This window comes from Anatilimnocola floriformis, assembly GCF_024256385.1.
Classification (GTDB): Bacteria; Planctomycetota; Planctomycetia; order Pirellulales; family Pirellulaceae; genus Anatilimnocola; species Anatilimnocola floriformis.
This window is the reverse complement of the sequence record NZ_JAMLFW010000001.1, coordinates 4,220,132-4,245,282: the sequence shown is the minus strand read 5'-3', so window position 1 is coordinate 4,245,282 and position 25,151 is coordinate 4,220,132. Positions and strand designations below refer to the sequence as shown.

The window sequence follows — 25,151 nt, the reverse complement described above, 5'->3', positions numbered from 1 at the left end:
CGCCCGAAGGCGCGGGGAACTCAAACCAGCACGCATTAAGAAGCGCTGTTGGCGTAGTACTTCACCGGGTTAGTACCGGCATCGAGCAAGTCACCATCGCAGCGGGCGAAGGCCAGGAAGCCGACTTGGTGATACTCGCCGTAGCGTTCGTTCAGCCGGACAAGCTGAATGTCGCTTGCATCGCGGATGATGTACTTCGAGCAGTCGCCGTAAAGAATCGACTTGGCGCTGGTGGCCATCGTTGGCATCGACTGGTTGATGACGTAACGGCAACCAAGGATGGTGTCAGGATCACCGCTTGCCATACCAGCGGACCACAGCGGACGATTCTGTGAATCGACAAGCTTCTTGATGGCCTTCAAAGTCGAATCGTTGAACATGAATACCGCGTTGCTACGGTAGGCCGGGTCAACGCTGTGCTGCAAATCGACCAAGTCAGCGTAAGTGACGCTGGTCGTTTGGCCGTTCGCGCCGGTCTTGCCAAGAGTCGCGGCAGTCACGATGCCGTTCGGCTTGCTGCTGCCGTCAGCGGTTGTAAAGTGATCGTTCGTGATGCGACCAATTCGTTCGCCGAGAGCGCGGCCGAGATACTCTTCCAGATTGAACGCGCTGTCTTGCAGAAGCTCGACACTGACACGAATCATCTTGCTGCTGTACTTGTAGGCTTGCAGGATGAGTTGACCGAAGGCAATGTCTTGCTCTGAAGCAGCCGTGTTCTCAGCGAGAAGCGCGCCCTTCTGAGCGGTATCATTCACCGTCGGCATCGGCAAATCGCCGAAGCCATCCGTCCGCATCACGGTGGCGACTTCGCGCATCGCACCATAGGCGAGCAATGCCTCTTCGAGCGTGCGCTGAAAACCTTGCGGCACGGTGTAACCACCAGCCGTGGTCGTAGTGGAAAGGGCGCGAGCTTCCTCGCGGGTTCGCGGGGCCGTGCGGGCGAACCGGAGATTTAGTTCGCTACGGTTCACGTCAACGCCACAACGGCTGGCAATGTTGCGTTGCTCAGCAGTGGCGCTTTGCACGCCGCTCATCAGCCAGGTCTTGAGGGCTTGGCTGCGTTGCTCACCGGTCGGCTCGCCCGGTGGGGCTTCGCGTTCCACGTCTTCGAGATCGGCGCTCGTGGCGTCTTGTCGCTCGATGGCGTCGATGGTTGCCTTGAGGGCATCCACATCGGCGTGAATCTTGTCGAACTGAGTCTGCTCTTCAGCAGTCAGGGCGCGAGCTTCATCGGTGGCCTTGTTTAGAATGGCTTCGGCTTGCTTGGCGAGATGGGCTCGCTTTTCGCGCAGGGGCTTCGGACTATTGCCACCGTCGTAACAGGCGACCAAGGCAAACGAAGCGAACGAATCGTTGATGCAATCTTGCATCGGGTACTCCAGAGAGGGAGAAAGAGAGTGCGGCGGATGGCCGCAGAATGGAGCGCGGAAGAAAGGCGGCTTTGGCCACCGGGCATCGCGCTAGAGAGTGCTTGGAATAGCGGGCGTGAGGTCGCCCACGTTCGCTACAAGCAAGCGAGTTTCAGTTTGTATTCAAGCGTCTTGAGCATCGACGGGTCGAAGTCAGACCATGCTTTCATCGAGCGCACGGCAACGCTGGTGTCTGGGTAGGCCGGACTCGATACGACCGACACTTCAATCAGATCGACGTCGGTCAGTTCGCGAACCACGCCATCGGCACTGCGATTCCAACTGTCTTTCACAGTGTTGAACCGAAACGACATTCCCGAGTAGTTTTTGAGCCGCACGTTCTCAACCAGATCACGACCGACCGACGTGTTCGGTGTAGTCAATTCAATGGCGAGACCACGTTCGTCTTCGGTGATTTTGAGCGTGCCAGCCGCTGTGCGACCGACAAGCATCAAGTCATTGTGCTCAACAAGCGCCCGCACATCAGGATTGTCAATCAGAGAACGGGTGAAGGTGCCAGGCCGAATGACTTCGCGGAATCCGCCGAGGTCATGGCTCAGTGCGTTGTACACAACGGCATAGCCAGTGATGCGCGTCGGTGCGCCGTCTTCGCTGCGGACTTCCAAGTTAGGTGTGGCAAGGTAACGGACTTCGGTTTTCAAAGGGCAATCCCCAGGATGTTATTGGCTTGTTCGGTCGCACTGGATTCCCAGCGCGAGACGGTTGCTTCAATGTCATTGGTCTTGAGTTCGTCGCGAAGCGAAGCGACGTGGCGGCGTGCGATGGGGCCGGGTGCGAGCGTGTTGTCGTTCGACAAGCAGCGAATCGCACCGATGGCGGGCGCAATGGCCTGCATGAATAGGGGCTCGTAGTCGTCAAGCTCACGCTGCATTCGTTGCTCGAAGTCGGCAGGTTGCTTGGCAGCTTGTCGCGCGGTGGCTGCGATTCGTCGCGACATCCGACCGAGCACATCAACCAGCAGGCTGCGCTGCACGTCGGTCGTTGGCGCGGGTGGCTGAGTTGGCTCAGCGGTCATGTTCAGCGGTGTCAGGAATGCGTCACCACCTTCGATGGGTGGCAGGTTCTCGCGGCGGCGCACTTCGTTGCGCGACATAAAGCCATTCGTGATGGCCGATGTATATGCGGCGTAGCGCGTCGGCAGATCGGCACGAAGCAACGCTTCGCGAACGAACTCGACAAAGTGCGATTCGGTTTGCTTCTCTTGTTCAGTCAGCAACTTGTCGAAGCACTCGAACTCGAATGTCAGCAGCCAAGGGTCAAGAGAGTTGTCGAGATACGACTGATTCTCAACTTCGAGGCTGGCGTAGGAAGTGTGGTCACCGGTGCCGACTTTGTGCGGCGGTAGATTGAACCAACTGGCAACTTCGGACTTCTGAAATTCGCGGGTGCCAAGGAACTGAGCGGTCTCAGGCGGAATGGTCAGCGGCGTGAACTTCGCGCCTTCCTGCAAAAGAATTGTGCGGTGGGCGTTGGTCAGGCCTTGGTGTTTCTCTTCAAATTCACTTTGCAGATTGTTGGCAGCTTGCTCTTTCAATCGTCCGGGGTAGGTAATCACACCCGATGAGACAGAGCCATTACCGAAGAACTTGGTGCCAAACTTCTCAGCAGCCAACCCAAGCGCTAGGCTTTCGCGAGCCAGGTCAATCATCGACAAGCCAGTGATGCCATCGTGAGACAGGCCGCGAATGTGCAACACATCCTCGGGACGCAGCACGCGAGTCTCGTTGCCGATCTTCGTTTGATAGCGAACTTCGTTGTTGATGCGAATCACCTTGGTGCGTTCGGGCAACAGCAGAATCAGTTCGAGCGGCTTGGCTGCGTTGTCGCGCAAAATGAAAGCGTAGGCGTTTCCCCAAAGCAGCGTGTGCAGCATCATCGTCTTGATGAGCGCAAACGATGTCAGGTTGGCATTCGATTTGCGCCGCAGTAGATAGCTGGCCGGGTGCATCGTATCGCGTTCGCGCCCACCGTCAGGGGTGCGGCGATAGATGTGCAGCGGTAGTTTCGCCACATCGTTTGCCAGCACGTTCACTGCTTGCCAGACGGCGGCGATGTTGAGCGCGGTGTGCGGCGTAATGGCGAGGCCGGTGTCAGTGAAGCCGCTTGTCAATGAAACGGAGAGCGGCGTGGCGGGGTTTTCAAGTGAGCGGGTTTCTTTCGGAAAGAACCAATCAAAGAGCAAGGACCGCTCCCTTCTGATCGTAAACGGAATGAGTTGCTGGCCGCGCGATTGCGGCGGAAAGCGCCATGATGCCAGCCACCACGCCGTCGATTTTCTTAATCGAGTTGTGGGGCGGTTTGACCGGGCGCTTGTTTAGATTGCTGTCGGTCTTCACTTCGCAGTGATTGGCTTGCCAGGACAGCAGCGGATGATTCGGGTGGAAGAACTTGCCACCGATGACGAGCCGCTCGTAATCGGCGGTGCCACTAGCGAAGTTGCGCCACGATTGCTCAAAGACAAAGCGTTCAATGCCGTGTTCTTCTTCGAGCGTTTGAGTCAGTTCTTCGGCATAGGTCTTGTCGTAGGCCACACCTTGAATGTCGAACTGCTTGCTGAGTTCAGCGATACGCCGCAGAACATGGCGATAGTCGAGCACATTGCCGGGTGTCAGTTCCAGGTAGCCATCGTTCGCCCATTCGAGGAATGGAGCCAGATGGTTCTTTGCCTTGGCTTCTTCTTCGGGAAGAAAGAAGTACGGCAACTGCCAGAACGTCTCACCATCGGCATCGGGAAAGACCAGCACGGCTGCAGTCAAGTCACGTGTTTTTGATAGGTCCAGTCCGAGCCAGCAAGGCATTCCTTGCAGGTCATCGGCTGAGAAGTTGCGGGCACACTTTGACCAATCATCCTGCTTTAGCCACGGGTTCGCCGACGCTTGCCAGCGGTTGAGCCGGTACATGCAGAAGTTCGACCAGTCGGTGAGCGACCGCTTGGCGCGGTTGAGTGAAGAGCGGAACTCTTCTTCGTTGATCGTTACGCCCCACGACGGGTTAGCTGCTTGCCAGATTTCTGGCTTGGTTTCAATGTCTTCGTCGGTGCAGTCTTGTGGGGCTTCGTAAGCGACGAAGAGAAACTGGTCGTCGTGGAAGTCACCACGCTCGACCGATTTGCCGTATTCGTATTGCTTGCGACCGTATCCTTCGGGGTTATTACCGGCGGTGCTGATTTCAAATTGCAGTGACTCAGCACGAGAGGCGCCCATGTGTTCCAGCACGGAGGCAAGCTGAGAACTGACGACGTGGATTTCGTCGATCACAACAGAGCCATTCAATCCCTCTTGGGAATTGATGTTGTCGCCTGCGAGAATCGAGTAGGTCGATGCCGTTGGCAGGAATGCTATGCGGCCAGTGCTCTTATTGATCTTGCAGTGCTTGCTAAGCGATGGCGAAAGCTGAACCATTCGCATGGCGTGCTCGTGCATGATTCGCGCTTGCACGCCGTCACGCGCTGCCGAGAAGACTTTCTGCCCTTGCTCACCGTCACCGGTCAGCAAGTACAAGCCGACGCCAGCACCAAGCGGCGACTTACCGTTTTTCTTTGGGACGAAGATGCTTGCTTTGCGGAATCGGCGCACGTCGCGCTGCCAGTGATCGGAAGGGCGCACCCAACCAAAGCAGCGCATCAGGAGATCCGCTTGCCAGTCTTGCGGAACGAACCGCTGACCCGCGAACTCTCCTTCGTATAGATGTAAAAATCGCTCGAAGAACGAGACTACTTTCTGTCCGCGTTTCTCATCAAACCGGCAGCCATTGGCGACAGCACGCTCGTCCGCAGCGTTGAGAATCCAACGCTTCGTCAGCGTGTCCATGCTTAATCCTTGGCAAATGCGAGAAGCTCATCCTTCGATTGATCGGTGCCTTCGATCTGGAGGCGGGCGCGGTCTGACGGATTCAGCCCGAACTTGCTGGCGGTCGTGGAGAAGTTTTTGAAAGCAGCGCCTGCCAAGATTTGCAGGCGGTAATAGTCGGTGCTCTTGATGTCGGTCACGGCATCGAGCGCGCGGCTGGCAGCGCGGTAGCGGGCGAACCAATCGCAAAGCGCGCCAAGTTCAGCAGCGTCAACGCTGGTGGCCACGCCGCGATTGGCGAGAGCGGGGACGATGGATTGCCAGAGCGCCTTCGCGTCAGGGCTCAGCCAATCCGGCATCTGCGGTGCGCCCGCTGGAATCCAGACTTCCGATGGTTCACCGTGTCGGTCACGGCGAAACTTGTCTTCGAGAATCAGATCAGCGGTGGGTTTGCGGGGTCGTCCGCGTGTCATAGTCGGCTCCTAGAACGCGGGAGCCAGCGTGCGAACCCGGTAGTATTCAAAGAACGGCGCGCCGGTCACGGGCGTGAATTTGATTTTGAAGAGATAGCTGGCGTTGGGCTCGGGCGTCTCAGCGGCAGCGGTGGGATAGGCGACGTTGTAACCGAGCTTGTCTTTGGGCCAGCGGCCATCAAGCTGCAACGTGTTCGAGACTACGTCAGCGACAGCGGGTGAGCTTGTCGAGACAAGTTCGTTCGTTGCCTCGTCCACAACGCGCACGCTGATGGATGTGATGTCTGACTGAACTGCCCAATTGCCTGCCCGGTTTTTTATACGGGAGAGGATATAGAAGCCGGTCGTGGGAACGACGGGTTCTAAGTCGATGATCTGCATGGCGGTCCCGGAACGAAAGAATCGGCTGCGTCAGAAGACGCGAAGAGATACGTGGCACGAGTGCCAGGTACAAACGAGAAGGCCAGCGTGGTGAGCGTGAAGAGTTCGGTGGCTACTGCGCCGGGAACGAACTGCCAGTGAGCGTCACACTTGAACGAGCCACCAACGTGCGGCAGTGCTTCGCCGATAATCAGAATTAGATCATCGGCCAGCGGGTCGAGAATCAGATCGCTGGCGAAAGGGTCAAGGATTAGCTCCATCACCACAACTCCTGACAGAAGCGTGGATGGTCGCCTGCGCCGGGAGAGCCACTCAACGTCAGGTTCGCACCACCGCGAATGTCGATTTCAGGACTCACTCGGCCGATCAATGGCCAATGTCCGATGATTGCATTCGGTCGCATACGCGTGGAATCGAAGCCAGGCTTTGCAATCAAGGCGACTTCGGCGTCCGTCAGAGCGACGTTCCAGATAGTGAAGTGCGCAAGCAAACCGTCAAACTGGCTGGTGTACACGCCAGAAGTCGTCTGCTGTGCGCCCGCGATAACGACCGCTGAATTGCTGATTGCCCGGGACGTAGACTCGGTGCCCTTACCACCACCGTTGAGATATACAGCGCGGCTGCTTGCCGAGCCGAATACACCGCAACCGTGCTGCCAACTGCCAGCCACGGAAGCCGTTGATGTAGCAGCAAAAGAGCTAGTGCCGGAAGAGTTCACCGTCGAGGCACGCAGCGGGTCGCCAGCCAGCGCGCCGTGACAGTTCAGTAGGAAGCGGCTTTGGTCCGATACCCCACCCGTGCATAGCGAGCACAGCGTAAGCGTGGCAGTTACGGCATTCGGGTTGAACCAAATTGCCATCGTGAACGGCACGTTGCGAACATTGCTGCCTTGCATGTAGTCCGACACGCCATCGAGATTGCGGGCCATTTTAGGTCTCCCTTGCGTTCGGCAACCACAACTCGGCATCGCCGCTCATGGTGTCATTCGCATGTGACCCATTGCGCCGGACGCGAACAATCGCCAACTCGCCGTCAGCCAGGTTGTCCATGTCGGTACCATTGGTAAACGTGATCGTCGCGTAACTGAGTTCGCCCGAAGCACTGGCTGCGGTGTCATCGACTTCGTTGAAGTCGTATGTTTTGGAAGCGTCCACATCTTCGGCGTCATCGGTCATGCGGCGAATCGCAACGCCCCAGCGGACAGCGCCGCTCGTCGCGGACGTTGCTGACCAGGGCAGTGAGAACGTCAGTCCACCGCCACCGTAGTGTTCGAGTACGCAGAGGAAGTCCATGTATTCGATCGAAGCGGCGTCGAAGTCCCACACGATGACGGACTCAGCCGGTGAGCTACCGCCAGGGCGAATGTCTTCCGTGGCGAAGAGCGTGGCGGGAGGCAACGATTTCAGGAACCGAATTCGTCCCTTTTGCGTTGTTGCACGTGTGTCGATGTCAGCTTGCAACTCTGCTAGCGCGGCGTTGAGTTCGGTGGCGGCAAGGTTGCCGCTCGCTGCCGTGGTGATTGTGTTGTTCGCAACGACGATGGTCTTGTTCGTCAGCGTCTGACTATTCGTCGTGCCAACAACCGCGCCCGTTGCGCCGTGAGCGGCGGTCAGCGCGGCATGGGTGCTGGTCGTACCCGCAGCTTCAAACGCGGTGGCATCATAGCCATCGAGTTTGTCAGCGTTGAGATTCGTCACGACGGTCGTCGAAGTAACGAAGAGCGGCGGCGTTCCTGTCGCAACAGTCGAAGTCAGATACTGGCAACTGGCCGGGCCGGAAAAGATCCCTGCCGAGTTGATGGTGAAGGTGTTTGTGCCCGACGCATCGTAGCCGTTGATTTGTGCGTTGCCTGCGACATCCGCCGAAAGCGACATTCTCAGATTCGCGCTGGAGTCGAAGATTGACACGTTGCCGTTCGATGCACCACCGAGTTTCACCGTGCCGACGTTCGATGAATTCGCAATCTGAACGTAGGTATGACCACTCGTGGCACCGGTGAAGACCGGCACTTCAAGATGATTGCCGCTCTCGTGAACGACCAGTCGTTTCGTCATTGGGCAACCTTATGCGAACTAGGCAAGAGTGATTGGATCTGGCTGCGGCATGAACAGAAGCTCGGTGGCAGAGAGAGCGCGGCCAATCTTCTGAACGATGTTGCCGCTCGTAGAAGGCACCGTGGTGGATGGTGTGCCTGCCGTGGTCGAAAGATAGTACTGCGCGCCAACCGTCAGGCCGGAAAGTCCAGTAATGAGTTGCTCGAAGTAGGCGGTGCCCGTCGCGCTCGAACTCACCGACGACAGCACGAAGCCATTTGCTTCTTTGCCAGCCGTGGTCGCATCCGCTTTGCGCATGTTCAGCGTGCCAGCGTTGTTGTAGACGTTGATAAGATTGCCAGCCGAAAGAGCTTCGCTCGCGACAATCTGCTTGGTGTCACCGCCGATGCCCGTGGGCATCATGGAATTGTCGAGCTTGCCAGCCGAATCGAGAGCGGGAATCTTGCCCGCATCGCCAGCGCCAGCCGAAGACTGAATTGCAGCTTCTTCGGTGATGGTTCCCGAAGCGTTTTTGAGATACTTGTTACCAGCCATTTTGTTCCTTAGTTGCCGAGGTCAATCGGCGGTTGCGGGTCTACGAAGATTTGCGTTGGTGAATCAGCCACGGCAATCTGCTGTAGCCATCCGGTTGTTGGTGGTGTCTGCGTCAGCGAGCCATTGAGCCCGACGAAGATGGGGCCGGGCACGAAGCTGAAAGAAGGTTCGAGCATCGGTCCATACACTCGAATGAGTGCGGTCGCGTCGGCAACAGTAGCGGCGACGGAAATGCCACGAACGCAGCCAAGGTGAGCGGGGTTCCCGTTGGACGCATAGACTGCCAGGTTATTGATGAGGGCCACCGCTCGATGGCCGCTAAGGTTAGTCCCGGCGACTGCCTCGACTAACAGGCCCGCGAGTCTGGTTGCCACTATGCTTCCACCTGTGCGAGTTTCAGAACGTTGCCGAAGTAGTTGCCTTGCGAGACGGATTCGCCAAGCAGAAGCGCCTTGATTTGATTCAGGCTGTAGATGGCATTCGCCAAGTCGGTGCGCGAGAAGTGCAGGCCATCGAGGTTGCCGTCGTTCGACTCTTGAAGATTGTCGGGCAAGGTCTCAGCAGCCCAGTCGATGGAGAACGTGGTGTTCGTCGCTAGGAAGCTGTTGATGCCGTTGAGCAGTGACTTCGCTTCGGTGCAAAGTTCAGCGCCGAAAGAGGCAAGCTCTTTGGCGCGTTGGTAATTCGTCATGTGACCTCAAAGGTGGGGCTTGTACTCGCCCGCGCTTAGGTTAGAAAGGCTGAAGTGATTCGCGTTCGTGAAGGCCCAAGCGATACTGCACGATGCTCTCGCTGACAGCGCTTTGCGGAGTCACTGGCCCAGGCCAGCGCCACGCGGTGCCGACGACAAGTCGCTTGAGGGAACAGGGAACGATTCAAGATCGGCACCGCTGCGGCGTCTTATGCCGCCAGCATGTTCAGTGATTCGATTCGTTTGACGGCGGTGGCGAAGTGCTTGGCATCTTTCTCGATGCCGATGTAGCGGTGACCAAGTTCGATGGCCGCTTGCGCCACTGGCGCGGAACCCATGTAGGGGTCGAAGATCGTCGAGCCGGGTTTTAGCTTTAGCCGCTCAATGCACCATCGCATCAGTGCGACGGGTTTCTGAGTCGGGTGGATTGTCTTGCCACGTTCTGACTCGCGGTCGAAACCATTCCAGATGTGGCGATGCAGATAGACACCGTGGCCACCTTTCTGCCACGCGACTTCGCAGTCAGACATAAAGGTTCCAATCTGGTTGTCGCGGCGCTTGCACCATACGAGCCAGGTGCCCATTGGCAGCCGGTCGCTGAAACAGTTTGCGCCCCAGAGAATCACCTTCTTGAATCGCATGAACGGCGAAGGGTCGAAGGGCTCATCGTCGCCAGCGATTGGCGTCTCGAAGTTGCGGTGGTCGGAAAGTCCGCCAGTGAAGCGGGTGTAGTTTGTGTTGTGGGCAATGCCGTAGGGCGGGTCAGTGATGACCGCATCGGCGGTGACGGAATCGAGCCAGTCCCGGCAGTCGCCGTGGTGTAGCTCGATGCCGCGTGACTTCCAGTCCATCGGACCCTCAGATTTTTGACAAAAAATACGCTTCCGATGGGCACGGTCTAGCGGCTTTAGGCATGGTCAAATTTTGATCACCCTACCCACCGTGCGCGGTCTTCACGTTGTGGCATCGCTCGCACAACGATTGCCAATTCGATTGATTCCAAAACAGTGCGTAGCAGCCACGGTGCGGTGTGACGTGATCGACGACGGTTGCTGCGGTTGCGATGCCGACTGATTGGCACTCGACGCAGAGCGGATGCTGCCGAAGGAATTGGATGCGGGCAGCGCGCCAGTGGTGATCGTATCCGCGCCGATAAGAACTGAGTCGCGACTCGTGGCGCGGCTGAGTTCTCAAGGGCTTGGCGGCTATCGGCACAGATCAATTACTCGATGGATGTCATGCGTCGTGGTGACGTTGCCATCACGATGCACTTCGTATTGCGGAATAGTCATGCCGGGTGTCGGTTCAACTTCTGTGAAGGGCACGGGCAGCGATTGCAGCAGCGGCTTGTCGATTACGCACTGACGGCACCACGGCGCGGTGTACGCGACAACGTGCGTTTCACTGGCTTCACAACCAAGGCAGAAAGCTAAGAGCAGAAGCAGCAATGGTCTCAAGCGGCCACGCTCGCGTCAGCAAGTTTGGCGGCGACGAGTGCTTTGCCTTCGGGCGTCTGCAGTTTGATCCGCAGCACGTTGGTGAAGACTTCGTCGAATTCCTTCATCAGCGCGGTGGCGTCACCGATGAGGATGTCAGCGAAGGCTTTCAGTTCGTGGGCAAGCAGACTGTAGTCACCGATTGCATAGGCACCGGTGATTCGTGGCAGTCGTTTCAGGCCGAAGCCTTCCAGCTTGCCGGTGATCTGCATCGCAGCGCGACGACGAGCTTCAATCTCGGTGTCTTTCGTGAAGAGCCACTTGCCCAGCGTGTATGCGCCCAGGCCAGCGCAGCCCACGCTGAGAAGACTAATAGCGATACTTGTTCCGGTCAGGATCATTTGTTTGTTCTCTTAGAAGTGTGTTTCAGTCCACTTGGCCTTGATGCCAAGGATGCCGCCAACAGTTGCGGCGATGGTGGCCAGGATGAGAGCGATGGGCCAGAGAGGCATAGACGGCTTCGGCGCGGGCGCTGGTGTGTTCGGTGGCGGCAGTGGTTGCGGCGGGTCGTCTTGTTCACGTCGCGGGCATTCGTGGTTCATCTTGCGAATGAATGCTTCCGCGCTCATCGGCAGATTGCTGAACTCATGGATGGTCTTGCCTCGCTGATCCTGAATGCGAATCAGGGTCGTGGCAGGCGTATTGCTGGCGTATCGATCGCGGAACATGACCGACGTGGTGTCGATGCAGTTGAAGTGGCTCGACTCTTTCAGTCGTTTCAGTTCGGGGTTTGTCTCAAACCAGCCTTTAGCTTCAGTCAGTCGTGCGCCGGTGCCGAAGACCGTGACGTATTGCTTGTCGCCATCTTGCGGTCGGTATGTCAGGCGAAGCTCGGCGGGGTTGTGTTTCACGCCGTAGGCACGGTCAGTGACCAGTTCGGCGTTTGCAGTGCTGGCGAAGAGCAGCACCAACAGGGCGAAGATTCTAGCGTTCAAGGTATTTCTCGATTCGTTCCATGACTGTTGTGTTTTTGGTGATGACCGCTGAGCAGTCGCGCACGAGCGGCATGATGACTTGGCGCTGCTCATCTTCCAGGTGGTCGATTCGCTTGCTGAGTCGGTCTTCGCGTTGCCAATCACGCCAGAGAAAGAACAGCACGGCGATGAAGAACGGGCCAAACTGTTTGACAAGTTGGATGGCGTCGGCAAATTCCACTAGGGCAACTCCGGGACTGGCGAATAAAGGACGGCCAGAGCCCAACTGTGGGACTGCTGCCATTCGGAAAGGAAGGCATCGCGTTCGATCCATTGCGGCACTTGCGGTGCGTTGTTGTCGATCAAACAAGCGTGCGTCGGTGTTAGGTCAGCTAAGAACACCGCGTGGCGTCCACCCATCACCGTGACAAGGCAGCCGCGTCGCGTGGCGATTGCCCATTCGAGGAAGGCAACATCGTTTTGACCTACGCTATCGACGTATCGAATGCCTGCGGCATTGAGTTGAGCGGCAAGGCTCTGCGGCGTTTCACCACCGCTGTGAGTTGCGGCGTATTCGTTCGCCGTGTGCGGTCGGTTCTGCCAGCGAAGCGCGGTGGTGACTGTCGCGTGAGTACAGCTTCCCTCGCGTGATGGCGAGAGCCAGTTTGTTTGTCGAAGGGTGACCGGCAGATTGCACACGGGCTCAGTGATATACGAGCGACCGTGAATTGCGGGTCCGCTTACGTCGAGATTGATGTCGCAACCTGCGGTCGCGAAGAGCAGAATCAGAATCAGCAGTAGTTGCTTCACAGTTCGCTCCTTATTTGATTCGTTGCGGGCGACAGAGAATCGCTTGCCGACGCGCGGCACGCACGAATTTGTTCGGTGACCATCGCGACACGTTGTCAGTCGCGAAGAGTCCAATGTGGCAGAGTGCAGCGGCGCACCACTCAGAGCAGAAGAGACTGCTCAGGTCTTGGTTGCGAAGCAGTGACTCGATGAGTGAGAAGCCAAGGCCACCAGAACGAAACGCGCCGATTGCGTCGTAGGGCGTGCCGATTGTTGAATGAAGGAAGTCGTTGAGCCGTTCGCGTTCGTCTTCGTACAGCGGGCGGCAGAGCGGGTAGTGCCAGACAGTGCCGTTGTAGGTCAGTAAGGAATCGAGCGTGTGAGCTTGGGTGCCGCTGAAGTGCTCACCGCGAATCAGGCAGGGTTCAGGGGCCGAAACACAGCTTTCAAAAACGACCAAGTCGCCATCGTGTTCACCGACAATCCCGACGTGCGACAGGTTCCAGAACGGGATGCCGTAGGTGACAAGGTTGATACCAACGCTTGCCCAGTGATTGCCACTAAAGCCGAGTATCGACCCTGGCGTCAGGTTCAGCGGTGATAAGCGTGTTGACGGTTTGGCTGTTGCCGTGGAATCGCTGTGCCGCGTCTGCGTAGCAATCTTCGCAGCGGGTTTCGGCGGCGTACTTGATCGGCTCGCCGCAGGGGCACTGGTTGGCATGGCTCATGGTGTTTAAGAGGCTGCGGCGTGCTCGTCAGCAACTGCCGCAGCGCAGGCCCACGCGGGGCTAGGAATGATTGGATGCGGGAGCCAATGGGCTCGACCGGTCGGGACATAACGTCCCTCTATAGATATACAAGTGTCAAGCAGTCCGAAAACGAAAATGGAAAATGAAAGAGTTGGCCAGAATCCGGAAAATAGTTTGCTCACGCGGCGGAAAGCAGTAACGTGGTAACTTGCCGCGCGCTTCATTACTAAGCGTTCCACATCGCTTTTTGCCGCACCAAAGCCCTTTTTAGTAATCTAGTAATGTAGTAAGTTAGAATTAAGTTCAACAAACATATAGATAAACATACACTCTATAAGGGGTAATCTGGCGACCCCCAATTCGTTACTGTTTACTGCCCTAGTTACTACCCCGCGTCAGCAATCCTGCACCGGTGAAGCCGTCGCCAGATGCTCATCGCGTTAAACGCAATAGGCAGCGTTCTGCAGCGTGCAAATAGCACCCCAATCAGAACGCGCACGGCGGTCTCTGCGTTGGCCAGAAAAGCGCCCACGCATCGACGTGCGAAGTTTAGCCACGCCCCTCTCCTGACTCTGCTGTGCCATGCGAATCGCCGCGTCGATTCGGGAGAAAGTATTCTCGAAAATGTTTGGATTTCGTGAGAACAAAACGCATTTTCGCCCTCTTATATTGATATGTAGGAAGGCGACAAAGCCGGAAAATTTCCGGTTTGTGTGCGAAAAAAACGCGTTTTTGCCATCCTATATTCTTAGGGAAAGAAGTCACGAACACACCGGACAAATGACCGATTTCTTCCTACTGTATTGGTAGCAGGCAGGGACAGGAGAAATCTCGGCAATCTTGCCGGATTTCTGAGAACGAACTGCGTTTTTGCCATCCTGTATTGGTAGCGAGAAAGTCTCGCACCATTCTTTACCGCCGCGTAGCCGCTCTGGCCGTGGCATATCCCCAGGAGTCCACGATGGACCTATCCCCGCGAGACAATCGCATTCTGGAACTGCAGCCACTGAGCAAACGTCGTGTTGCAGCCCGCGTCAAACGCACCCCATCACTCAGCTACCTACGCGACGATTTGGAAAGCGTGGCGCTGGTGGCGCTCATCGAGACTCTGGATGCACTGCCCGACGCGACCGACGGTTATCTGACCACTAGCATCGACCACGCAATTGAGAAAGCAATTCTGGCAGACCAGCCGGGACCATCGCCAAGCACAAAGCAACGGCGAATCGCAGACGGCACCTACCAGCCGCCTACCTTCGAGCCCATCGAAGGCGATGCCATCGCCGCGCCTGAGGATCGGTCAGCGGAAATGCTCTCCGACATCCACGACGCTTGCGGCGATGAGACAGACCACCGAATCGTCGAGCTTCTCTCGCAGCGATTCACCGTGGCCCAAACCGCCAAGCAACTGAACCTTACCCCCGCGACAGTGAGGAACCGTCGCAACGCCATCTATCAGGAGTATCAGACAGCCCTATGAAAATCGAACTAAGCAAAGACGCATTCAGCGAGATCGACGATGAGTTCGCCGAAGCAGTGAACCAATACAAATGGAGCCTTCACTCGAAAGGCTACGCATACCGCCAAGCCGACATTGATGGTGAGCGGCGGACAATTCTGCTTCACCGCTATGTGATGGAACTTGCGGGACGCGAGCCAGGCTTTCGCACTGACCACATCAACAAAGATCGCTTAGACAATCGGCTCGAAAATCTTCGGGCCGCCACAGCATCGCAAAACGCGGTGAACTCAAAATTGAGAGCAAACAACAAATCAGGCTTCCGTGGCGTCTGTTGGGAATCTGGGAAGTGGCTCGCGAAGATCAAAGTCAACTACGTGCCAATTCGCCTTGGTCGCTTCGACGACAAGATTGCGGCCGCAAGAGCGTATGACGCTGCGGCGCGAGCGGTGTGGCCAGACTTCGCCGTACTGAACTTCCCCGAATCTGAAACCCTTGGAATGGCGGCATAACAATGGAACGACTTTTGATTTCTCGAAAGGAAGCATCGGTGATGCTTTCAATTTCTCAGCGCCTTCTCTGGTCGCTCACGGCCAGTGGGGTTATTCCGTGCGTGAGGTTGGGCAGGGCAGTCCGTTACTCAGTAGACGATTTACGGCAATTTATCTCGGAAAATCGAGGCAAATGACGCTCCACTCCGGTGCCGAACGGAGTTAGACTCCGCTCGGCACTTTCCTCTTTTGGAACAACAAAAATGGCATCTATTTACAAGCGTTCGCGCGGCAGCAACTACATCGCAGATTGGACCGACCATGAAGGTAAACGCTGCACCAAGAGTACCAAGACCAGCGACAAGGCAGCCGCAGAACGCATCGCGGCAAAATGGGAAGCCGCTGCTGCCCTGCGGCGCGACGGTGTGATTGATCCGCGCGAAGATCGGTATTCCCACGAAGCGCGGCGACCGATCAAAGAGCATCTGGAAAACTTCCTGACCGATTTGGCCGCGCGTGACAACTCAGCACAACACGTCAGCGAGACGCGGTACAAGTGCGAAGCTGTCATTGCCCATGCCAAGGCGAAGTACATCAGCGACTTGACCGCACCAGCGGTCCAAAAGGCGATTGCCGCGATTCGCGACAATGTGGGTGGTGAGTCGCGCGGGCTGACAACCTGCAATCACTACCTGACGGCAATCAAGGGACTGACGCGGTGGCTGACGCGAGAGGCAAAGGTAATCCGCGAGGACCAGCTTGAGTGCCTGAAAAAGTTCAACGCCGAAACCGACCGTCGCCATATTCGGCGCGTCTTCACTGCCGATGAAATGACGACGCTGCTCGTCAGCACGCGCAAGCGAACCGACCAGTCTCACGCCTTGGATGGCGAGACGCGGGCCGTCGTTTACCAACTGGCCAACGGCACTGGGTATCGCGGAAGCGAATTGCGGGAACTGACGCCAGCCAGTTTCCAGTTGACGGATTTGGATAACGCCACGGTCACGGCCAAAGCTGGCTGTGTAAAAAACCGCAAGTTGGCAGTTCAGCCAATCAGCCGCGCACTAGCCGAAACGCTAAAGGCGTGGCTTGTCGGCAAGGCGAAAGGGAAGTTTGTCTTCCAAGGCTTGCCCAAAAAGCTCTGCCGGATGCTGAAAGCCGATCTGAAAGCAGCACGGGCGGAATGGCTCAAGGCAGCCGAAGACGACAAGGCGGAGCACAAGCGGCGGCAGGCAAGCGACTTCCTCAAGTACAAAAACGCTGAGGGGGAAGTGATCGACTTCCACGCCTACCGCCATACCTACATCACCAACGTCATTGACTCAGGCGCTTCGGTGAAAGTCGCTCAGGAACTGGCCCGCCATTCGACGCCCACGCTGACGATTGGTCGCTACGGTCACACGCGGATTGCCGACCTTCGCGCGGCTGTAAGTGCTTTGCCGACCTATGAATCGGCGACGAAAGTCGTCGAAAGCGACCCCGAAAAACGCCAGCGAAAACGCCAGTGCTTGGCAGTCGAAACGGCACATAATGGCGACTTACCGTGCAACTCAACGCAAACGGCCAGCGGTGAACCCGCTGGCCGTAAGTCGTTGTCAGATAAAGCAAAACACGATGCTGAGTTGCACCGTGTTGCAGAGTACCCCCAAGGGGATTCGAACCCCTGTTACCGGACTGAGAACCCGGGGTCCTGGGCCACTAGACGATGGGGGCGTGCAGTGAAAATAGGCGGGCGTACCGCCGTCAGGACAGACCATTATCTTGCGATGGCGATGGCGAATTGTCAACCCACTCGCGATACCGACAGCCAAAGCAAATGGCCGCAGGTTAGCAACTACCCAGCACTTTTAGCTGCAGTTGCGCCAGGCGTTGGCGGTTCGACGCCGAGCGTTCGGCTTCGATGGCTTGCCGCCAGAGCTCTGATTCCAAGAAGTACCGCGCCGGGTCTTTCACCTTTTGACGGCGGGCCGAGGTGAGGAGCAGTTGTCGCTCGGACCAACCCATTTCGTGCAAGCGAAACAGCGATCGCAGCAGTTGTCGCGGTGAGTTCAAACGCTTGAGCCGCGCGCTGCGCCAACGAAAAACTAGCCAGGCACCGACGATGGCGACGAGCATGCCCAGGCCGACCCAGTGCAGCGGCAGGTGCATGTAGTAGAGCGAAACGGACGAAGTCTTTTGGCTGACGGCGCCGGCGAGAAGTTCCATGGCTTAACCTTCCTTCTCGATATCCACCAGTGGCTCGGCTGGCTTGATCGGCGGTTCTTCGTGGCTGGCTTGAAACCGCGCGAGACCTGCCTCGGCGGCTTGGCTGACCAGCGGCGAATGATCGAGCATGGCCCGGCGGAGTGCTTGTTGCGATTCGGGAAGCTCGCAGGTGGCGAGTGCGCGGACGGCGTCGAGTCGTGTGTATTGATCTTCGTCACCGAGCAGCGGCGACAGGGCGTCGAACAAATCGGGAATCAACTCGAGCATGATCGCGATTTCGATGGCTCGCGCGCGGCGAGCGCGAACTGGCGCTTGCAGTTCGGTAGTTAGCTGCGAGATCAACGTGGCATCGACCTTTTTCACGAGCAGGCCAGTCGCGTGCCGCGTTTCCGGCGCCATCGTGTCGTAGGCCAGCAAGTAGCGTTCGAAGTTGTATTCGTCGAGACAAGCCTGGGCGGCTTCGCGCTCGAGTTGATGGGAGCTGTCGAGCATGCCAAGCAGCCGAGGGATGACGGTCGGTGTGGCGTGCTTGCCCATGCGCGTGACGGCTTGTGCGCGGACGATAGGGTCTTCGTCATCGAGCGCTTGCCAGGCGATTTCATCGGCTTCGGCGCCGGCAAAGCGGACGAGGCCGGTGGCGGCAGCGCGGCGACCTTCGGGGCTGCCATCCTGCAAACCGAGCGAGAGAATCTGCAGTGCCTGCGAGGGAACCAAGTTGGCTTCGATGACCAACTGAATCGCTGCGGCCTGTTCTCCTTCGGCGAGCGAGCCGAAAACGGCACTCGCGTCGCTGAGCCAATTCACTTCTTCGATGCGATGCAGATTGCTGCGCACGACATTCGGCGGCTGATTGCCGACCTTACGGAGCAGTTGGCGGATGAATTGCAGATCGCGGCGTTTGGCCAGTGTTTCGAGCGCTGCCCGCGGCGCATGCGGATCATCGAGATAGCTGAGCAGCAACCGGATGACGCCGGGACGGGAACTCTGCCGCAGGACTTGTGTCAGCGCCGGAAAGCTTGGATCGCGTGGGCTTTGCAGAATGCGTTTGATCGTCGCCGTATCGCGCTCCGCGAGCAGCAGCAGCGCTTCGATCAGTTCCAATCGCTGATGTTGATCAACGGTGTCAGCCATCCGTTCGAGGCTGGGAAGGAGATTGGCCCGCTGCAATTGGGGATCACGTCGGACCCGATAATCGCGGGGCGCGTGCAATTCCTCGAACAGCATTTCGGCCAGCAACAGTGTCGTTTCGGCAGGTTGCGCGCGGATCTTATTCTTCACATCCGCGGCAGCCGTCGCCAGCGCAGGAATTTGATCGTAGTCGCGCGTGGCCAGAGCGGCTGCGCAGGCGTTGCGGAATAGTTCTTCGGCGGCAGCAGAATCCAGACGGCCGGCGAGGGCCGTGTGAATCACTCCTGAAAGCCAGCCGGGCTTGTCCGCGACGAGTCGCCGCATGGGTTCGGGCCATTGATGCCAGCGAGCGAGCACTTCCATCTCGGCTGCAGGATCGGCACGATGCAACAGGGCCTGTAGAGCTTGTTTAGGCCGGCGACGGTCAGGCGTCTTCAGCGCAGCAACGAGCACCGGAACGGCCGCTTCGTTTGCGGTTTCCGCCAAGAGCTGCAATGTGTCCGCAATGCCCGCCATGCAAAGACCTCTTTCTGCTGGAAAGATACGTCGCGCATTCGCGGACAGTCGCAGAAAGCGGCTTCCCGCTCGCCCGGCACAACCGGCACAATCGTTACTGCTGCAGAGCGTACAGAATGATGTTCGCGCCAATCCGCGCCGCGTCGGCGGTCACGTAACCCTTGCATTCGAGCGAGGCGCCTTTCTCCAGCGCACAGCTCAGGTCGTAGGGTGAAAGAATGACGGCGATCCGCTCGTCGACTTCAAACGCCTCGAGATAAGGCGTGGTGGTTCGCATATCGGTTTGCAGCGGATCATTTGGATTGCGGGTCTTGGGATCGCGCAGTTGCACGGCGTTCAGATTGAAGCCGTGAAATTCCTCGGTGAAAATCGAATGATTTGGCGGCAAGCGATAGAACTTGCCGTTGGGATACATCGCGAGAATTTCGGCCTTGAACGCATAGGAAAACTCTTCGCTCGCACAAATGGCATCGGCGAACAGAAAGCCGCCTCGATCGAGATACGTTTTCAAGGCCCGACGCTCGGTCTGAGTCCATTGAAATGCCTGCCGGCCGTGCGCAAACAATAGCGGGTAATCGAGCAGCTTCGGCTCGTTGGCCGCAATCGGCGGTCGGCGTTCGTAATCGACCTTCATTTCCATCCGCTTATCCAGGAAGGTCAGCAGGTTTTGCAGCGCATTCGGCGCGTCATCGGCGCCGCCGTTGTGGCTCAGCTTCGGCAGCGTCAGTGCGCCGCGAGGCGTTTTCGCGTTGAGGTTGCCGAGGGCGATTTGAGGTTTGTCGAGCTTTTGCTTCAGCTGTCGGTTGGTCGCATAGGCCAGCACATTGCCACCGATGCGCGAGACCTGCTCGATCTGATCCTTGACCTTCTGCGGATAATTCGACTCGCGATACGGATGCGCGAGCTCCCAATAACAAGACAGACTCTTCGGGCAATAGACCACGCCGGTGCGGCAACACGAATCGAGGCCCCACAGCCAGAATTCGGAATCCTGCGGCAAGTTTTGCGGCATCACAGGCTGCTGAGCATGCCAGACCGCGTGATCTGGAGGGAGCTTTCGGAGCGGGCTTTCAGGAAACATCTCCTTCAGCATCTGCCGGATCGATTGATCGAAGGCTGATCCATTGCAGCCATTGCCGTCGCAGGCTTCGATGAAGAGGAAACCGCCCTGATTGACATAGTCCTTGAGAACTTTTTTCTGCGCGTCGGTGAAATTCACCGCCTGCGTGCCGCTCAGAAAAAGGACCGGCGCCTCAAGCAGATCAGCCACGGTGGCATCTTTCAGCTCGTAGGTTTGCCAAGACAAATCGACCTTCCATTGGCGTTCGACGCGGCCGACCAGATTCTGCATGCTGCGGCGATGATGGTTCCAATCGCTATTTGAATTCGGTGTTTGCAGCCGCGCGATGACGACCGGACGACGCCCCTTCGCCAGAAACAACAGGGCCAGCGGCGTGGCAATGAGAGGATCGCGTTCGAGTTGCAGTCCCGACCAGAATCGCGTGAAGGCATCTTGCTGGCCGAGGAGAATTTCGCAGCCTTCGCGATACCAGTCGTAGCGCGGCGTGGTGAAGGCGCCGGTGTTGGGATTCAGTTGCGGCTTGCCGAAAAAGAACCGCCGGCCTGACATGCGTCCGACGCGCTCCATCGCATACAAATAATACAGCTGCCAGTTATGAGATTGGCCATCGTCGCCAGGATTGGTTCGGACGGTGAAATTGCGGCCGAGCCAATCGATGCCGCGACTGATTTCGTCGTCGCCCGGTTCGATGCCACAGCATTGAACCTGCTCGCCAACGACGCGAGCCTCCATATTCGCGAGACGATCTTCGGCGATTATCAACGATGCGACGGCTGCACAAGTCATGCTGCCCGACACGCCATTGTGATAGCCCCAGGCGCCGCGACCCTTATCGTAGACCGCGTTTTTCAGCCAATATTCCTTGGCGAGTTGCCAGGTTTGATCGGAGATTTTCACTCCCACACGCTCGGCTTCATGCATGGCGAGCATGGCAAACTGCGTGTTCGAGTTATCCGAAAGACCGGTCGTCGGCGTATAAGACCAACCGCCGCGCTGCGGGCCCTCCCCCTTCACCTGGTGCGCTTCGAGCCACAGTGCGAGGCTGGCAATTTTCAGTTTGTAGCGCTGCGGATCGGCTTGGCACATCGCCATGATGTGTAGCGACGTGGCGTAGGTCGAGCCAGGCGGCTTGGACTTTTCGAGATACTCAAGCGCTGCCTTGACGTGCGGCTCGTCGATTTTTTCGCCGCAATTGAGCAGAGCCAGGGTGATGAGCGCGGTGATCGCGCCAGGCTGCGCGAAAGGGCTTTCAAAATCTGCCCAACTGCCATCGGGCTTTTGCTTGCTATGCAAATAACCCACGCCGTAGCGAATGGCGTTGTTGACTGTTTCGGCGGTGACTTCCTTGTGCAGCTCCATGCCGGGTTGGGCGTTGCTCGTGCGCGGCAGTAGCGCAACGATGACGACAAGGACTGCCGTCAGAACAGTTTTTCCGGACATCTGGCGTGGCATGCGGATCGTTCTCCTTCCGTAACCCCTGCGTGCCGATGTCTATTCTACCCTGTGGGGAAATTGAGGAAGGACGTATTTGCCAAAAGTGGCGAGTTTATTGGCGTTCGCCGCGGCGAATGCGGCGTAAAACTCATGCGCGCGGGTGGTACTGCTGATGGACTTTCTTCAACCGCGTTTGATCGACATGTGTATAGATCTGAGTGGTCGCAATGCTCGCATGGCCTAGCAATTCCTGCACTTGCCTGAGATCGGCGCCGCCAGAGAGCAAGTGCGTGGCGAATGAATGCCGCATCGTGTGCGGACTTGCAGAGCCGGGCCCGCCGACGCGAGCGACGTAACGCTTCACCAGTTCCCAAATTGCCTCGCGCCGCAATCGTTTGCCGCGGCGCGAAAGCAAAACCCACGGCGGCGGCGACTTGGCAGCCGCGGCCAACTCAGGCCGTTCGAGCTGCAGATAATCCTTGAGAGCGGCGATCGCCGCATCGCCCAGCGGCACGAGTCGCTGTTTGCTACCTTTGCCCTGCACCAGGCAATGACGCTCGTCCAGATGCAAGTCGCGCATCGGCAACGCCGAAACTTCCGACACGCGGCAGCCGGTGGCATACAACAACTCAAGTAACGCCCGATCGCGCCGATAGTAGGGATCGTAGGGCTGCGGCGCGGCGACGAGTTCTTTCACGACATTCGTAGACAACACATCGGGAATGTGCTGCCATTTCTTTTGCGTGGCCAGCAGTTCGGCGGGGTTCTCTTTGAGGACTCCTTCGACCTGCAGAAAGCGAAAGAAGACCTTCAGCGCCGCCATGTGCCGCCCGACGCTCGCCGGCGCAAGCTTCTGTTGCTGCAACCAAGCGATGTAATTGCTCAGGTCGCGCACCGTCAAACTTGTGAGTGCCCGCTCGCCCAGCCAGGTTTGCAACCGCTTCAAATCTCGCGTGTAAGCCGCCAGGCTGTTGGGCGCGAGATGACATTCGGTACGGAGATAATCCAGGCACAGCGCGACCCAGCGGGCCGTCTGCCCACCCGCGGCCGGCGCGGCGTGAACAACCTTAAGTGGCTTGCGGGGGGGCATGAATGTGCGGGTAAAAGTGAATATCGCGGTATCGAATTGCGCAGACTTTGTCGGCGCAAAGCTTGCGTTTGATGCGGGTTTTCCGCCCAAGCACGCCGAGGCATCGCGGTGTATTCTTGTTGTCGGCGATCGAAACAGAATCGGCACAGTTCGGGTAAGCTGGAACGCACGAACAGGATAGACGGCGAATCGCTTTTAATCCGCAGAATGAAATGGCAAAGAAGCGAGCAATTCGAAATAAACTGTCCGCACAAAAAGACCTTAGCGCGGTTAGCTACGATGCCGTGCTTTCGGATCTCGTACAGCTTTTAGAGAACTCGCGTCGCGCTACGGCTCGAACCGTCAATGCATTGATGACGGCGACGTATTGGGAGATCGGCCGACGAATTGTGGAATGCGAGCAGGCAGGAGAGCGGCGGGCCGACTACGGAGAACAATTGATCGACCATCTTGCTGTCGATCTCACCTCGCATTTCGGCCGCGGTTATTCTCGCATCAATTTAAGAAATATGCGGCGTTTTTTTCTGGCTTGGCCGATTCAACAGACACTGTCTGTTGAATCCATAACTCCATCAGAAGGCAACTGCGAAATTCAACAGACAGTGTCTGTCGAATTCACTGCGCCAACCAACGCTGGCAAATCGGAAATCTCCAGCAAGAAATTGCGGACACCGTCTGCAATTTTTGTGCAGCCCTCAAACCTGCGAAAAATCGCCGCAAGTTTTCCTCTTCCGTGGTCCCACTACGTTCGCCTCCTGTCAGTTCAAAATGCCGAGGGCCGCCGCTTTTATGAAGCCGAAGCAATTCGCGGCGGTTGGTCGGTCCGACAACTGGAGCGACAAATCGATTCGCAGTTCTACGAGAGGACGCTACTTTCTCGAAACAAGTCTGCGATGCTGACGAAAGGGCAGCAGCCCCTTCCTAAAGACGTGTTCACTGCCGATGAAGCGATCAAGGATCCATATCTGCTGGAGTTCCTCGACCTGAAGGACGAATACTCCGAAAGCGATTTGGAAGCCGCGCTCATTCAGAACATCGAAGCGTTCCTGATGGAACTCGGCGGTGATTTCACGTTTGTGGGGCGGCAACGGCGGTTGCGAATCGACGACGAGTGGTATCGCATTGATCTGCTATTTTTTCATCGCCGACTTCGCAGTTTGGTGATCATTGATCTGAAGCTTGGCAAATTCACGCACGCCGATGCCGGGCAAATGCATTTGTATTTGAATTACGCGCGCGAGCATTGGGTCGTTGAAGGCGAGAACGCGCCCGTAGGAATCATTCTTTGCGCTTCCAAGGGTGAGACCTTGGTGAAATACGCGCTCGAAGGCCTGCCGAACAAAATCGTTGCCGCCGAGTATCGCACGACGCTTCCCGACGAAGCAGCATTGGTCGCGACAGTCGAACAAACAAGACGAAGAATCGAACTCAAAAGAGGTAGTAAGTGAATATTCTGGTTACCGGTGGCGCTGGTTATGTCGGTTCGCATGCGGCGCGGCTTCTCACGCGCGAGGGGCATCGCGTCGTGGTGTACGACAACCTGGAACGGGGCCATGCGGCAGCGGTGCTCGATCTGCCGCTGGTGCAGGGGCACTTGAGCGATCGCGAGTTACTCGCGCGGACGATGCGCGAGAAGCAAATCGACGCCGTGATGCACTTCGCCGCGTTTGCCCTCGTCGGCGAATCGGTGACCGATCCCAATTTGTATTATGAGAACAATGTCGTCGGCAGCTTGCGGTTGCTGCAAGCCATGCGCGATGCGGGCGTGACGAAGATTGTGTTTTCGAGCACGACGGCCACTTATGGCGAGCCGGAGAAATCGCCGATTGCCGAAACCACGCCGCAGCATCCGATCAATCCGTATGGCTACAGCAAACTCGCTGTCGAACATCTGCTCACGGATTTCGCCGCTGCGTATGGAATTGGCTTTGCCGCATTGCGTTATTTCAATGCCTCTGGTGCTTCTGCCGATGGCGTGATCGGCGAAGACCACCGGCCCGAGTCGCATCTGATCCCCATCGTGCTACAGGTGGCCCTCGGTCAGCGGGAAAAGATCAGTATCTTTGGTGATGACTATCCCACGCTCGATGGCACATGCATTCGCGATTACATTCATGTCGATGATCTCGGCAGTGCACATCTGAAGGCTTTGAATCAGTTGCAACCAGGAAAAGGCTTGAAGCTGAACCTTGGCAGCGGCGTGGGCTATAGCGTGCGCGAGGTGATCGATATGTGCCGCGAAGTCACGGGCCATGCGATTCCTGCCGCAATCGGTCCGCGCCGGCCTGGTGATCCGCCGGCGCTCGTCGCCGATTCCTCGCTGGCCCAGCGCACACTCGGCTGGCAATGTTGTTATTCTGATCTGCGCACCATTGTGACTTCCGCCTGGAACTGGCATCGCGCGCATCCGCAGGGATACGGCGGCTGATCGAGGCGGTTCTACTTCGC

The 25,151-nt window shown here is 57.5% G+C and carries 29 protein-coding genes, 1 tRNA gene and 2 pseudogenes; 7 read left to right on the top strand and 25 right to left on the bottom strand.

Translation table 11 applies throughout. The features are described from left to right. Positions 1-35: 35 nt before the first annotated feature. The 19 genes from M9Q49_RS16390 to M9Q49_RS16305 form a co-directional block, all read right to left on the bottom strand. Positions 36-1,370: a phage major capsid protein gene (locus M9Q49_RS16390; protein ID WP_254509882.1), complete on the bottom strand. Its 1,335-nt coding sequence runs from the start codon at positions 1,368-1,370 to the stop codon at positions 36-38. 134 nt (positions 1,371-1,504) lie between these two features. Further along, positions 1,505-2,071 carry an HK97 family phage prohead protease gene (locus tag M9Q49_RS16385; protein ID WP_254509881.1) on the bottom strand — a complete coding sequence of 189 codons (567 nt, stop codon included), beginning with the start codon at positions 2,069-2,071 and terminating at the stop codon, positions 1,505-1,507. Beyond that, positions 2,068-3,612: a phage portal protein gene (locus M9Q49_RS16380; protein ID WP_254509880.1), complete on the bottom strand. Its 1,545-nt coding sequence runs from the start codon at positions 3,610-3,612 to the stop codon at positions 2,068-2,070. Before M9Q49_RS16380 ends, M9Q49_RS16385 begins: the two co-directional genes overlap by 4 nt. Next, the gene (locus M9Q49_RS16375) at positions 3,602-5,239 is read right to left on the bottom strand and encodes a terminase large subunit (RefSeq protein ID WP_254509879.1); all 1,638 of its coding nucleotides are present in this window, start codon (positions 5,237-5,239) and stop codon (positions 3,602-3,604) included. The genes M9Q49_RS16380 and M9Q49_RS16375 overlap by 11 nt, the downstream gene beginning before the upstream one ends. A gap of 2 nt (positions 5,240-5,241) precedes the next feature. Continuing rightward, on the bottom strand, positions 5,242-5,691 hold the full coding sequence (locus M9Q49_RS16370) for a phage terminase small subunit P27 family (RefSeq protein WP_254509878.1): 450 nt from the start codon (positions 5,689-5,691) through the stop codon (positions 5,242-5,244). A 9-nt stretch (positions 5,692-5,700) separates the two neighbouring features. Next, positions 5,701-5,949, bottom strand: coding sequence for a hypothetical protein (locus M9Q49_RS16365; protein WP_254509877.1), 249 nt, complete (start codon positions 5,947-5,949; stop codon positions 5,701-5,703). A gap of 104 nt (positions 5,950-6,053) precedes the next feature. Next, a complete protein-coding gene (locus M9Q49_RS16360; RefSeq protein WP_254509876.1) occupies positions 6,054-6,332 on the bottom strand; it encodes a hypothetical protein in 279 nt (92 codons plus the stop codon). Beyond that, on the bottom strand, positions 6,332-7,000 hold the full coding sequence (locus M9Q49_RS16355; protein WP_254509875.1) for a LamG domain-containing protein: 669 nt from the start codon (positions 6,998-7,000) through the stop codon (positions 6,332-6,334). Before M9Q49_RS16355 ends, M9Q49_RS16360 begins: the two co-directional genes overlap by 1 nt. Position 7,001: 1 nt before the next feature. Continuing rightward, positions 7,002-8,126 (bottom strand): hypothetical protein, encoded by a 1,125-nt coding sequence (locus M9Q49_RS16350; protein WP_254509874.1) that lies wholly within the window; start codon positions 8,124-8,126, stop codon positions 7,002-7,004. 18 nt (positions 8,127-8,144) lie between these two features. Then, positions 8,145-8,660, bottom strand: a complete 516-nt coding sequence (locus M9Q49_RS16345) for a hypothetical protein (RefSeq protein ID WP_254509873.1) — start codon at positions 8,658-8,660, stop codon at positions 8,145-8,147. Between the two features lie 8 nt (positions 8,661-8,668). Then, positions 8,669-8,965: a hypothetical protein gene (locus M9Q49_RS16340; protein ID WP_254509872.1), complete on the bottom strand. Its 297-nt coding sequence runs from the start codon at positions 8,963-8,965 to the stop codon at positions 8,669-8,671. Between the two features lie 68 nt (positions 8,966-9,033). Beyond that, complete coding sequence (locus M9Q49_RS16335) at positions 9,034-9,351, bottom strand: hypothetical protein (protein WP_254509871.1); 318 nt, start codon at positions 9,349-9,351, stop codon at positions 9,034-9,036. A gap of 209 nt (positions 9,352-9,560) precedes the next feature. Next, entirely contained in the window at positions 9,561-10,202 is a 642-nt protein-coding gene (locus M9Q49_RS16330) for a DNA methyltransferase (protein WP_254509870.1), read from the bottom strand. A gap of 82 nt (positions 10,203-10,284) precedes the next feature. After that, positions 10,285-10,566 carry an HNH endonuclease gene (locus tag M9Q49_RS36085; protein WP_390844186.1) on the bottom strand — a complete coding sequence of 94 codons (282 nt, stop codon included), beginning with the start codon at positions 10,564-10,566 and terminating at the stop codon, positions 10,285-10,287. A gap of 238 nt (positions 10,567-10,804) precedes the next feature. Next, positions 10,805-11,188 carry a hypothetical protein gene (locus M9Q49_RS16325; protein ID WP_254509869.1) on the bottom strand — a complete coding sequence of 128 codons (384 nt, stop codon included), beginning with the start codon at positions 11,186-11,188 and terminating at the stop codon, positions 10,805-10,807. 12 nt (positions 11,189-11,200) lie between these two features. Beyond that, positions 11,201-11,782, bottom strand: a complete 582-nt coding sequence (locus tag M9Q49_RS16320; RefSeq protein ID WP_254509868.1) for a hypothetical protein — start codon at positions 11,780-11,782, stop codon at positions 11,201-11,203. Then, positions 11,772-12,002 carry a hypothetical protein gene (locus M9Q49_RS16315; protein WP_254509867.1) on the bottom strand — a complete coding sequence of 77 codons (231 nt, stop codon included), beginning with the start codon at positions 12,000-12,002 and terminating at the stop codon, positions 11,772-11,774. The genes M9Q49_RS16320 and M9Q49_RS16315 overlap by 11 nt, the downstream gene beginning before the upstream one ends. Next, positions 12,002-12,571, bottom strand: coding sequence for a hypothetical protein (locus tag M9Q49_RS16310; RefSeq protein WP_254509866.1), 570 nt, complete (start codon positions 12,569-12,571; stop codon positions 12,002-12,004). The genes M9Q49_RS16315 and M9Q49_RS16310 overlap by 1 nt, the downstream gene beginning before the upstream one ends. Positions 12,572-12,581: 10 nt before the next feature. Further along, complete coding sequence (locus M9Q49_RS16305; RefSeq protein WP_254509865.1) at positions 12,582-13,271, bottom strand: hypothetical protein; 690 nt, start codon at positions 13,269-13,271, stop codon at positions 12,582-12,584. A 989-nt stretch (positions 13,272-14,260) separates the two neighbouring features. Between M9Q49_RS16305 and M9Q49_RS16300 the strand changes: the two genes are divergently transcribed. The 3 genes from M9Q49_RS16300 to M9Q49_RS36080 are packed head-to-tail and all read left to right on the top strand — an operon-like array spanning position 14,261 to position 15,446. Then, the gene (locus tag M9Q49_RS16300; RefSeq protein WP_254509864.1) at positions 14,261-14,779 is read left to right on the top strand and encodes a hypothetical protein; all 519 of its coding nucleotides are present in this window, start codon (positions 14,261-14,263) and stop codon (positions 14,777-14,779) included. Beyond that, positions 14,776-15,270, top strand: coding sequence for an HNH endonuclease (locus tag M9Q49_RS16295; RefSeq protein WP_254509863.1), 495 nt, complete (start codon positions 14,776-14,778; stop codon positions 15,268-15,270). The genes M9Q49_RS16300 and M9Q49_RS16295 overlap by 4 nt, the downstream gene beginning before the upstream one ends. 2 nt (positions 15,271-15,272) lie before the next feature. After that, on the top strand, positions 15,273-15,446 hold the full coding sequence (locus tag M9Q49_RS36080; protein WP_390844181.1) for a helix-turn-helix domain-containing protein: 174 nt from the start codon (positions 15,273-15,275) through the stop codon (positions 15,444-15,446). Between the two features lie 327 nt (positions 15,447-15,773). On the opposite strand, the gene M9Q49_RS16290 is transcribed toward M9Q49_RS36080, so the two are convergent. Further along, on the bottom strand, positions 15,774-16,163 hold the full coding sequence (locus tag M9Q49_RS16290; protein WP_254509862.1) for a hypothetical protein: 390 nt from the start codon (positions 16,161-16,163) through the stop codon (positions 15,774-15,776). On the opposite strand from M9Q49_RS16290, the pseudogene M9Q49_RS36075 reads away from it, so the two are divergent. Then, a pseudogene (locus M9Q49_RS36075) lies at positions 16,080-16,592 on the top strand (tyrosine-type recombinase/integrase); the annotation flags it as partial. The gene M9Q49_RS16290 and the pseudogene M9Q49_RS36075 overlap by 84 nt on opposite strands. A gap of 297 nt (positions 16,593-16,889) precedes the next feature. Here the strand turns inward: M9Q49_RS36075 and M9Q49_RS16280 are convergent. From M9Q49_RS16280 to xerD, 5 genes are all read right to left on the bottom strand, one after another. Next, positions 16,890-16,962 (bottom strand) — tRNA-Glu (locus tag M9Q49_RS16280). A 114-nt stretch (positions 16,963-17,076) separates the two neighbouring features. Then, positions 17,077-17,454, bottom strand: coding sequence for a hypothetical protein (locus M9Q49_RS16275; protein ID WP_254509860.1), 378 nt, complete (start codon positions 17,452-17,454; stop codon positions 17,077-17,079). 3 nt (positions 17,455-17,457) lie between these two features. After that, positions 17,458-19,098, bottom strand: coding sequence for a HEAT repeat domain-containing protein (locus M9Q49_RS16270; protein WP_254509859.1), 1,641 nt, complete (start codon positions 19,096-19,098; stop codon positions 17,458-17,460). 94 nt (positions 19,099-19,192) lie between these two features. After that, positions 19,193-21,631: a DUF4159 domain-containing protein gene (locus M9Q49_RS16265; protein WP_254509858.1), complete on the bottom strand. Its 2,439-nt coding sequence runs from the start codon at positions 21,629-21,631 to the stop codon at positions 19,193-19,195. A 130-nt stretch (positions 21,632-21,761) separates the two neighbouring features. Further along, positions 21,762-22,703 carry a site-specific tyrosine recombinase XerD gene (gene xerD / locus M9Q49_RS16260; protein ID WP_254509857.1) on the bottom strand — a complete coding sequence of 314 codons (942 nt, stop codon included), beginning with the start codon at positions 22,701-22,703 and terminating at the stop codon, positions 21,762-21,764. Between the two features lie 212 nt (positions 22,704-22,915). Between xerD and M9Q49_RS36070 the strand changes: the two are divergent. The 3 genes and pseudogenes from M9Q49_RS36070 to galE all read left to right on the top strand — a co-directional run. Next, positions 22,916-23,557: pseudogene (locus M9Q49_RS36070) on the top strand (DUF1016 N-terminal domain-containing protein); the annotation flags it as partial. A 39-nt stretch (positions 23,558-23,596) separates the two neighbouring features. Next, a complete protein-coding gene (locus M9Q49_RS16255) occupies positions 23,597-24,151 on the top strand; it encodes a PDDEXK nuclease domain-containing protein (protein WP_254509856.1) in 555 nt (184 codons plus the stop codon). Continuing rightward, positions 24,148-25,131 (top strand): UDP-glucose 4-epimerase GalE, encoded by a 984-nt coding sequence (galE, locus tag M9Q49_RS16250; protein WP_254509855.1) that lies wholly within the window; start codon positions 24,148-24,150, stop codon positions 25,129-25,131. Before M9Q49_RS16255 ends, galE begins: the two co-directional genes overlap by 4 nt. Positions 25,132-25,151: the final 20 nt, after the last annotated feature.

Coding starts and splice junctions, on each gene's coding strand:
- M9Q49_RS16390 (WP_254509882.1), bottom strand. CDS start 1,370: ATGCAAGATTGCATCAACGATTCGTTCGCTTCGTTTGCCTTGGTCGCC.
- M9Q49_RS16375 (WP_254509879.1), bottom strand. CDS start 5,239: ATGGACACGCTGACGAAGCGTTGGATTCTCAACGCTGCGGACGAGCGT.
- M9Q49_RS16370 (WP_254509878.1), bottom strand. CDS start 5,691: ATGACACGCGGACGACCCCGCAAACCCACCGCTGATCTGATTCTCGAA.
- M9Q49_RS16360 (WP_254509876.1), bottom strand. CDS start 6,332: ATGGAGCTAATCCTTGACCCTTTCGCCAGCGATCTGATTCTCGACCCG.
- M9Q49_RS16355 (WP_254509875.1), bottom strand. CDS start 7,000: ATGGCCCGCAATCTCGATGGCGTGTCGGACTACATGCAAGGCAGCAAT.
- M9Q49_RS16350 (WP_254509874.1), bottom strand. CDS start 8,126: ATGACGAAACGACTGGTCGTTCACGAGAGCGGCAATCATCTTGAAGTG.
- M9Q49_RS16345 (WP_254509873.1), bottom strand. CDS start 8,660: ATGGCTGGTAACAAGTATCTCAAAAACGCTTCGGGAACCATCACCGAA.
- M9Q49_RS16335 (WP_254509871.1), bottom strand. CDS start 9,351: ATGACGAATTACCAACGCGCCAAAGAGCTTGCCTCTTTCGGCGCTGAA.
- M9Q49_RS16330 (WP_254509870.1), bottom strand. CDS start 10,202: ATGGACTGGAAGTCACGCGGCATCGAGCTACACCACGGCGACTGCCGG.
- M9Q49_RS16325 (WP_254509869.1), bottom strand. CDS start 11,188: ATGATCCTGACCGGAACAAGTATCGCTATTAGTCTTCTCAGCGTGGGC.
- M9Q49_RS16305 (WP_254509865.1), bottom strand. CDS start 13,271: ATGCCAACCAGTGCCCCTGCGGCGAGCCGATCAAGTACGCCGCCGAAA.
- M9Q49_RS16300 (WP_254509864.1), top strand. CDS start 14,261: ATGGACCTATCCCCGCGAGACAATCGCATTCTGGAACTGCAGCCACTG.
- M9Q49_RS16295 (WP_254509863.1), top strand. CDS start 14,776: ATGAAAATCGAACTAAGCAAAGACGCATTCAGCGAGATCGACGATGAG.
- M9Q49_RS36080 (WP_390844181.1), top strand. CDS start 15,273: ATGGAACGACTTTTGATTTCTCGAAAGGAAGCATCGGTGATGCTTTCA.
- M9Q49_RS16275 (WP_254509860.1), bottom strand. CDS start 17,454: ATGGAACTTCTCGCCGGCGCCGTCAGCCAAAAGACTTCGTCCGTTTCG.
- M9Q49_RS16270 (WP_254509859.1), bottom strand. CDS start 19,098: ATGGCGGGCATTGCGGACACATTGCAGCTCTTGGCGGAAACCGCAAAC.
- M9Q49_RS16265 (WP_254509858.1), bottom strand. CDS start 21,631: ATGCCACGCCAGATGTCCGGAAAAACTGTTCTGACGGCAGTCCTTGTC.
- xerD (WP_254509857.1), bottom strand. CDS start 22,703: ATGCCCCCCCGCAAGCCACTTAAGGTTGTTCACGCCGCGCCGGCCGCG.
- M9Q49_RS16255 (WP_254509856.1), top strand. CDS start 23,597: ATGCTGACGAAAGGGCAGCAGCCCCTTCCTAAAGACGTGTTCACTGCC.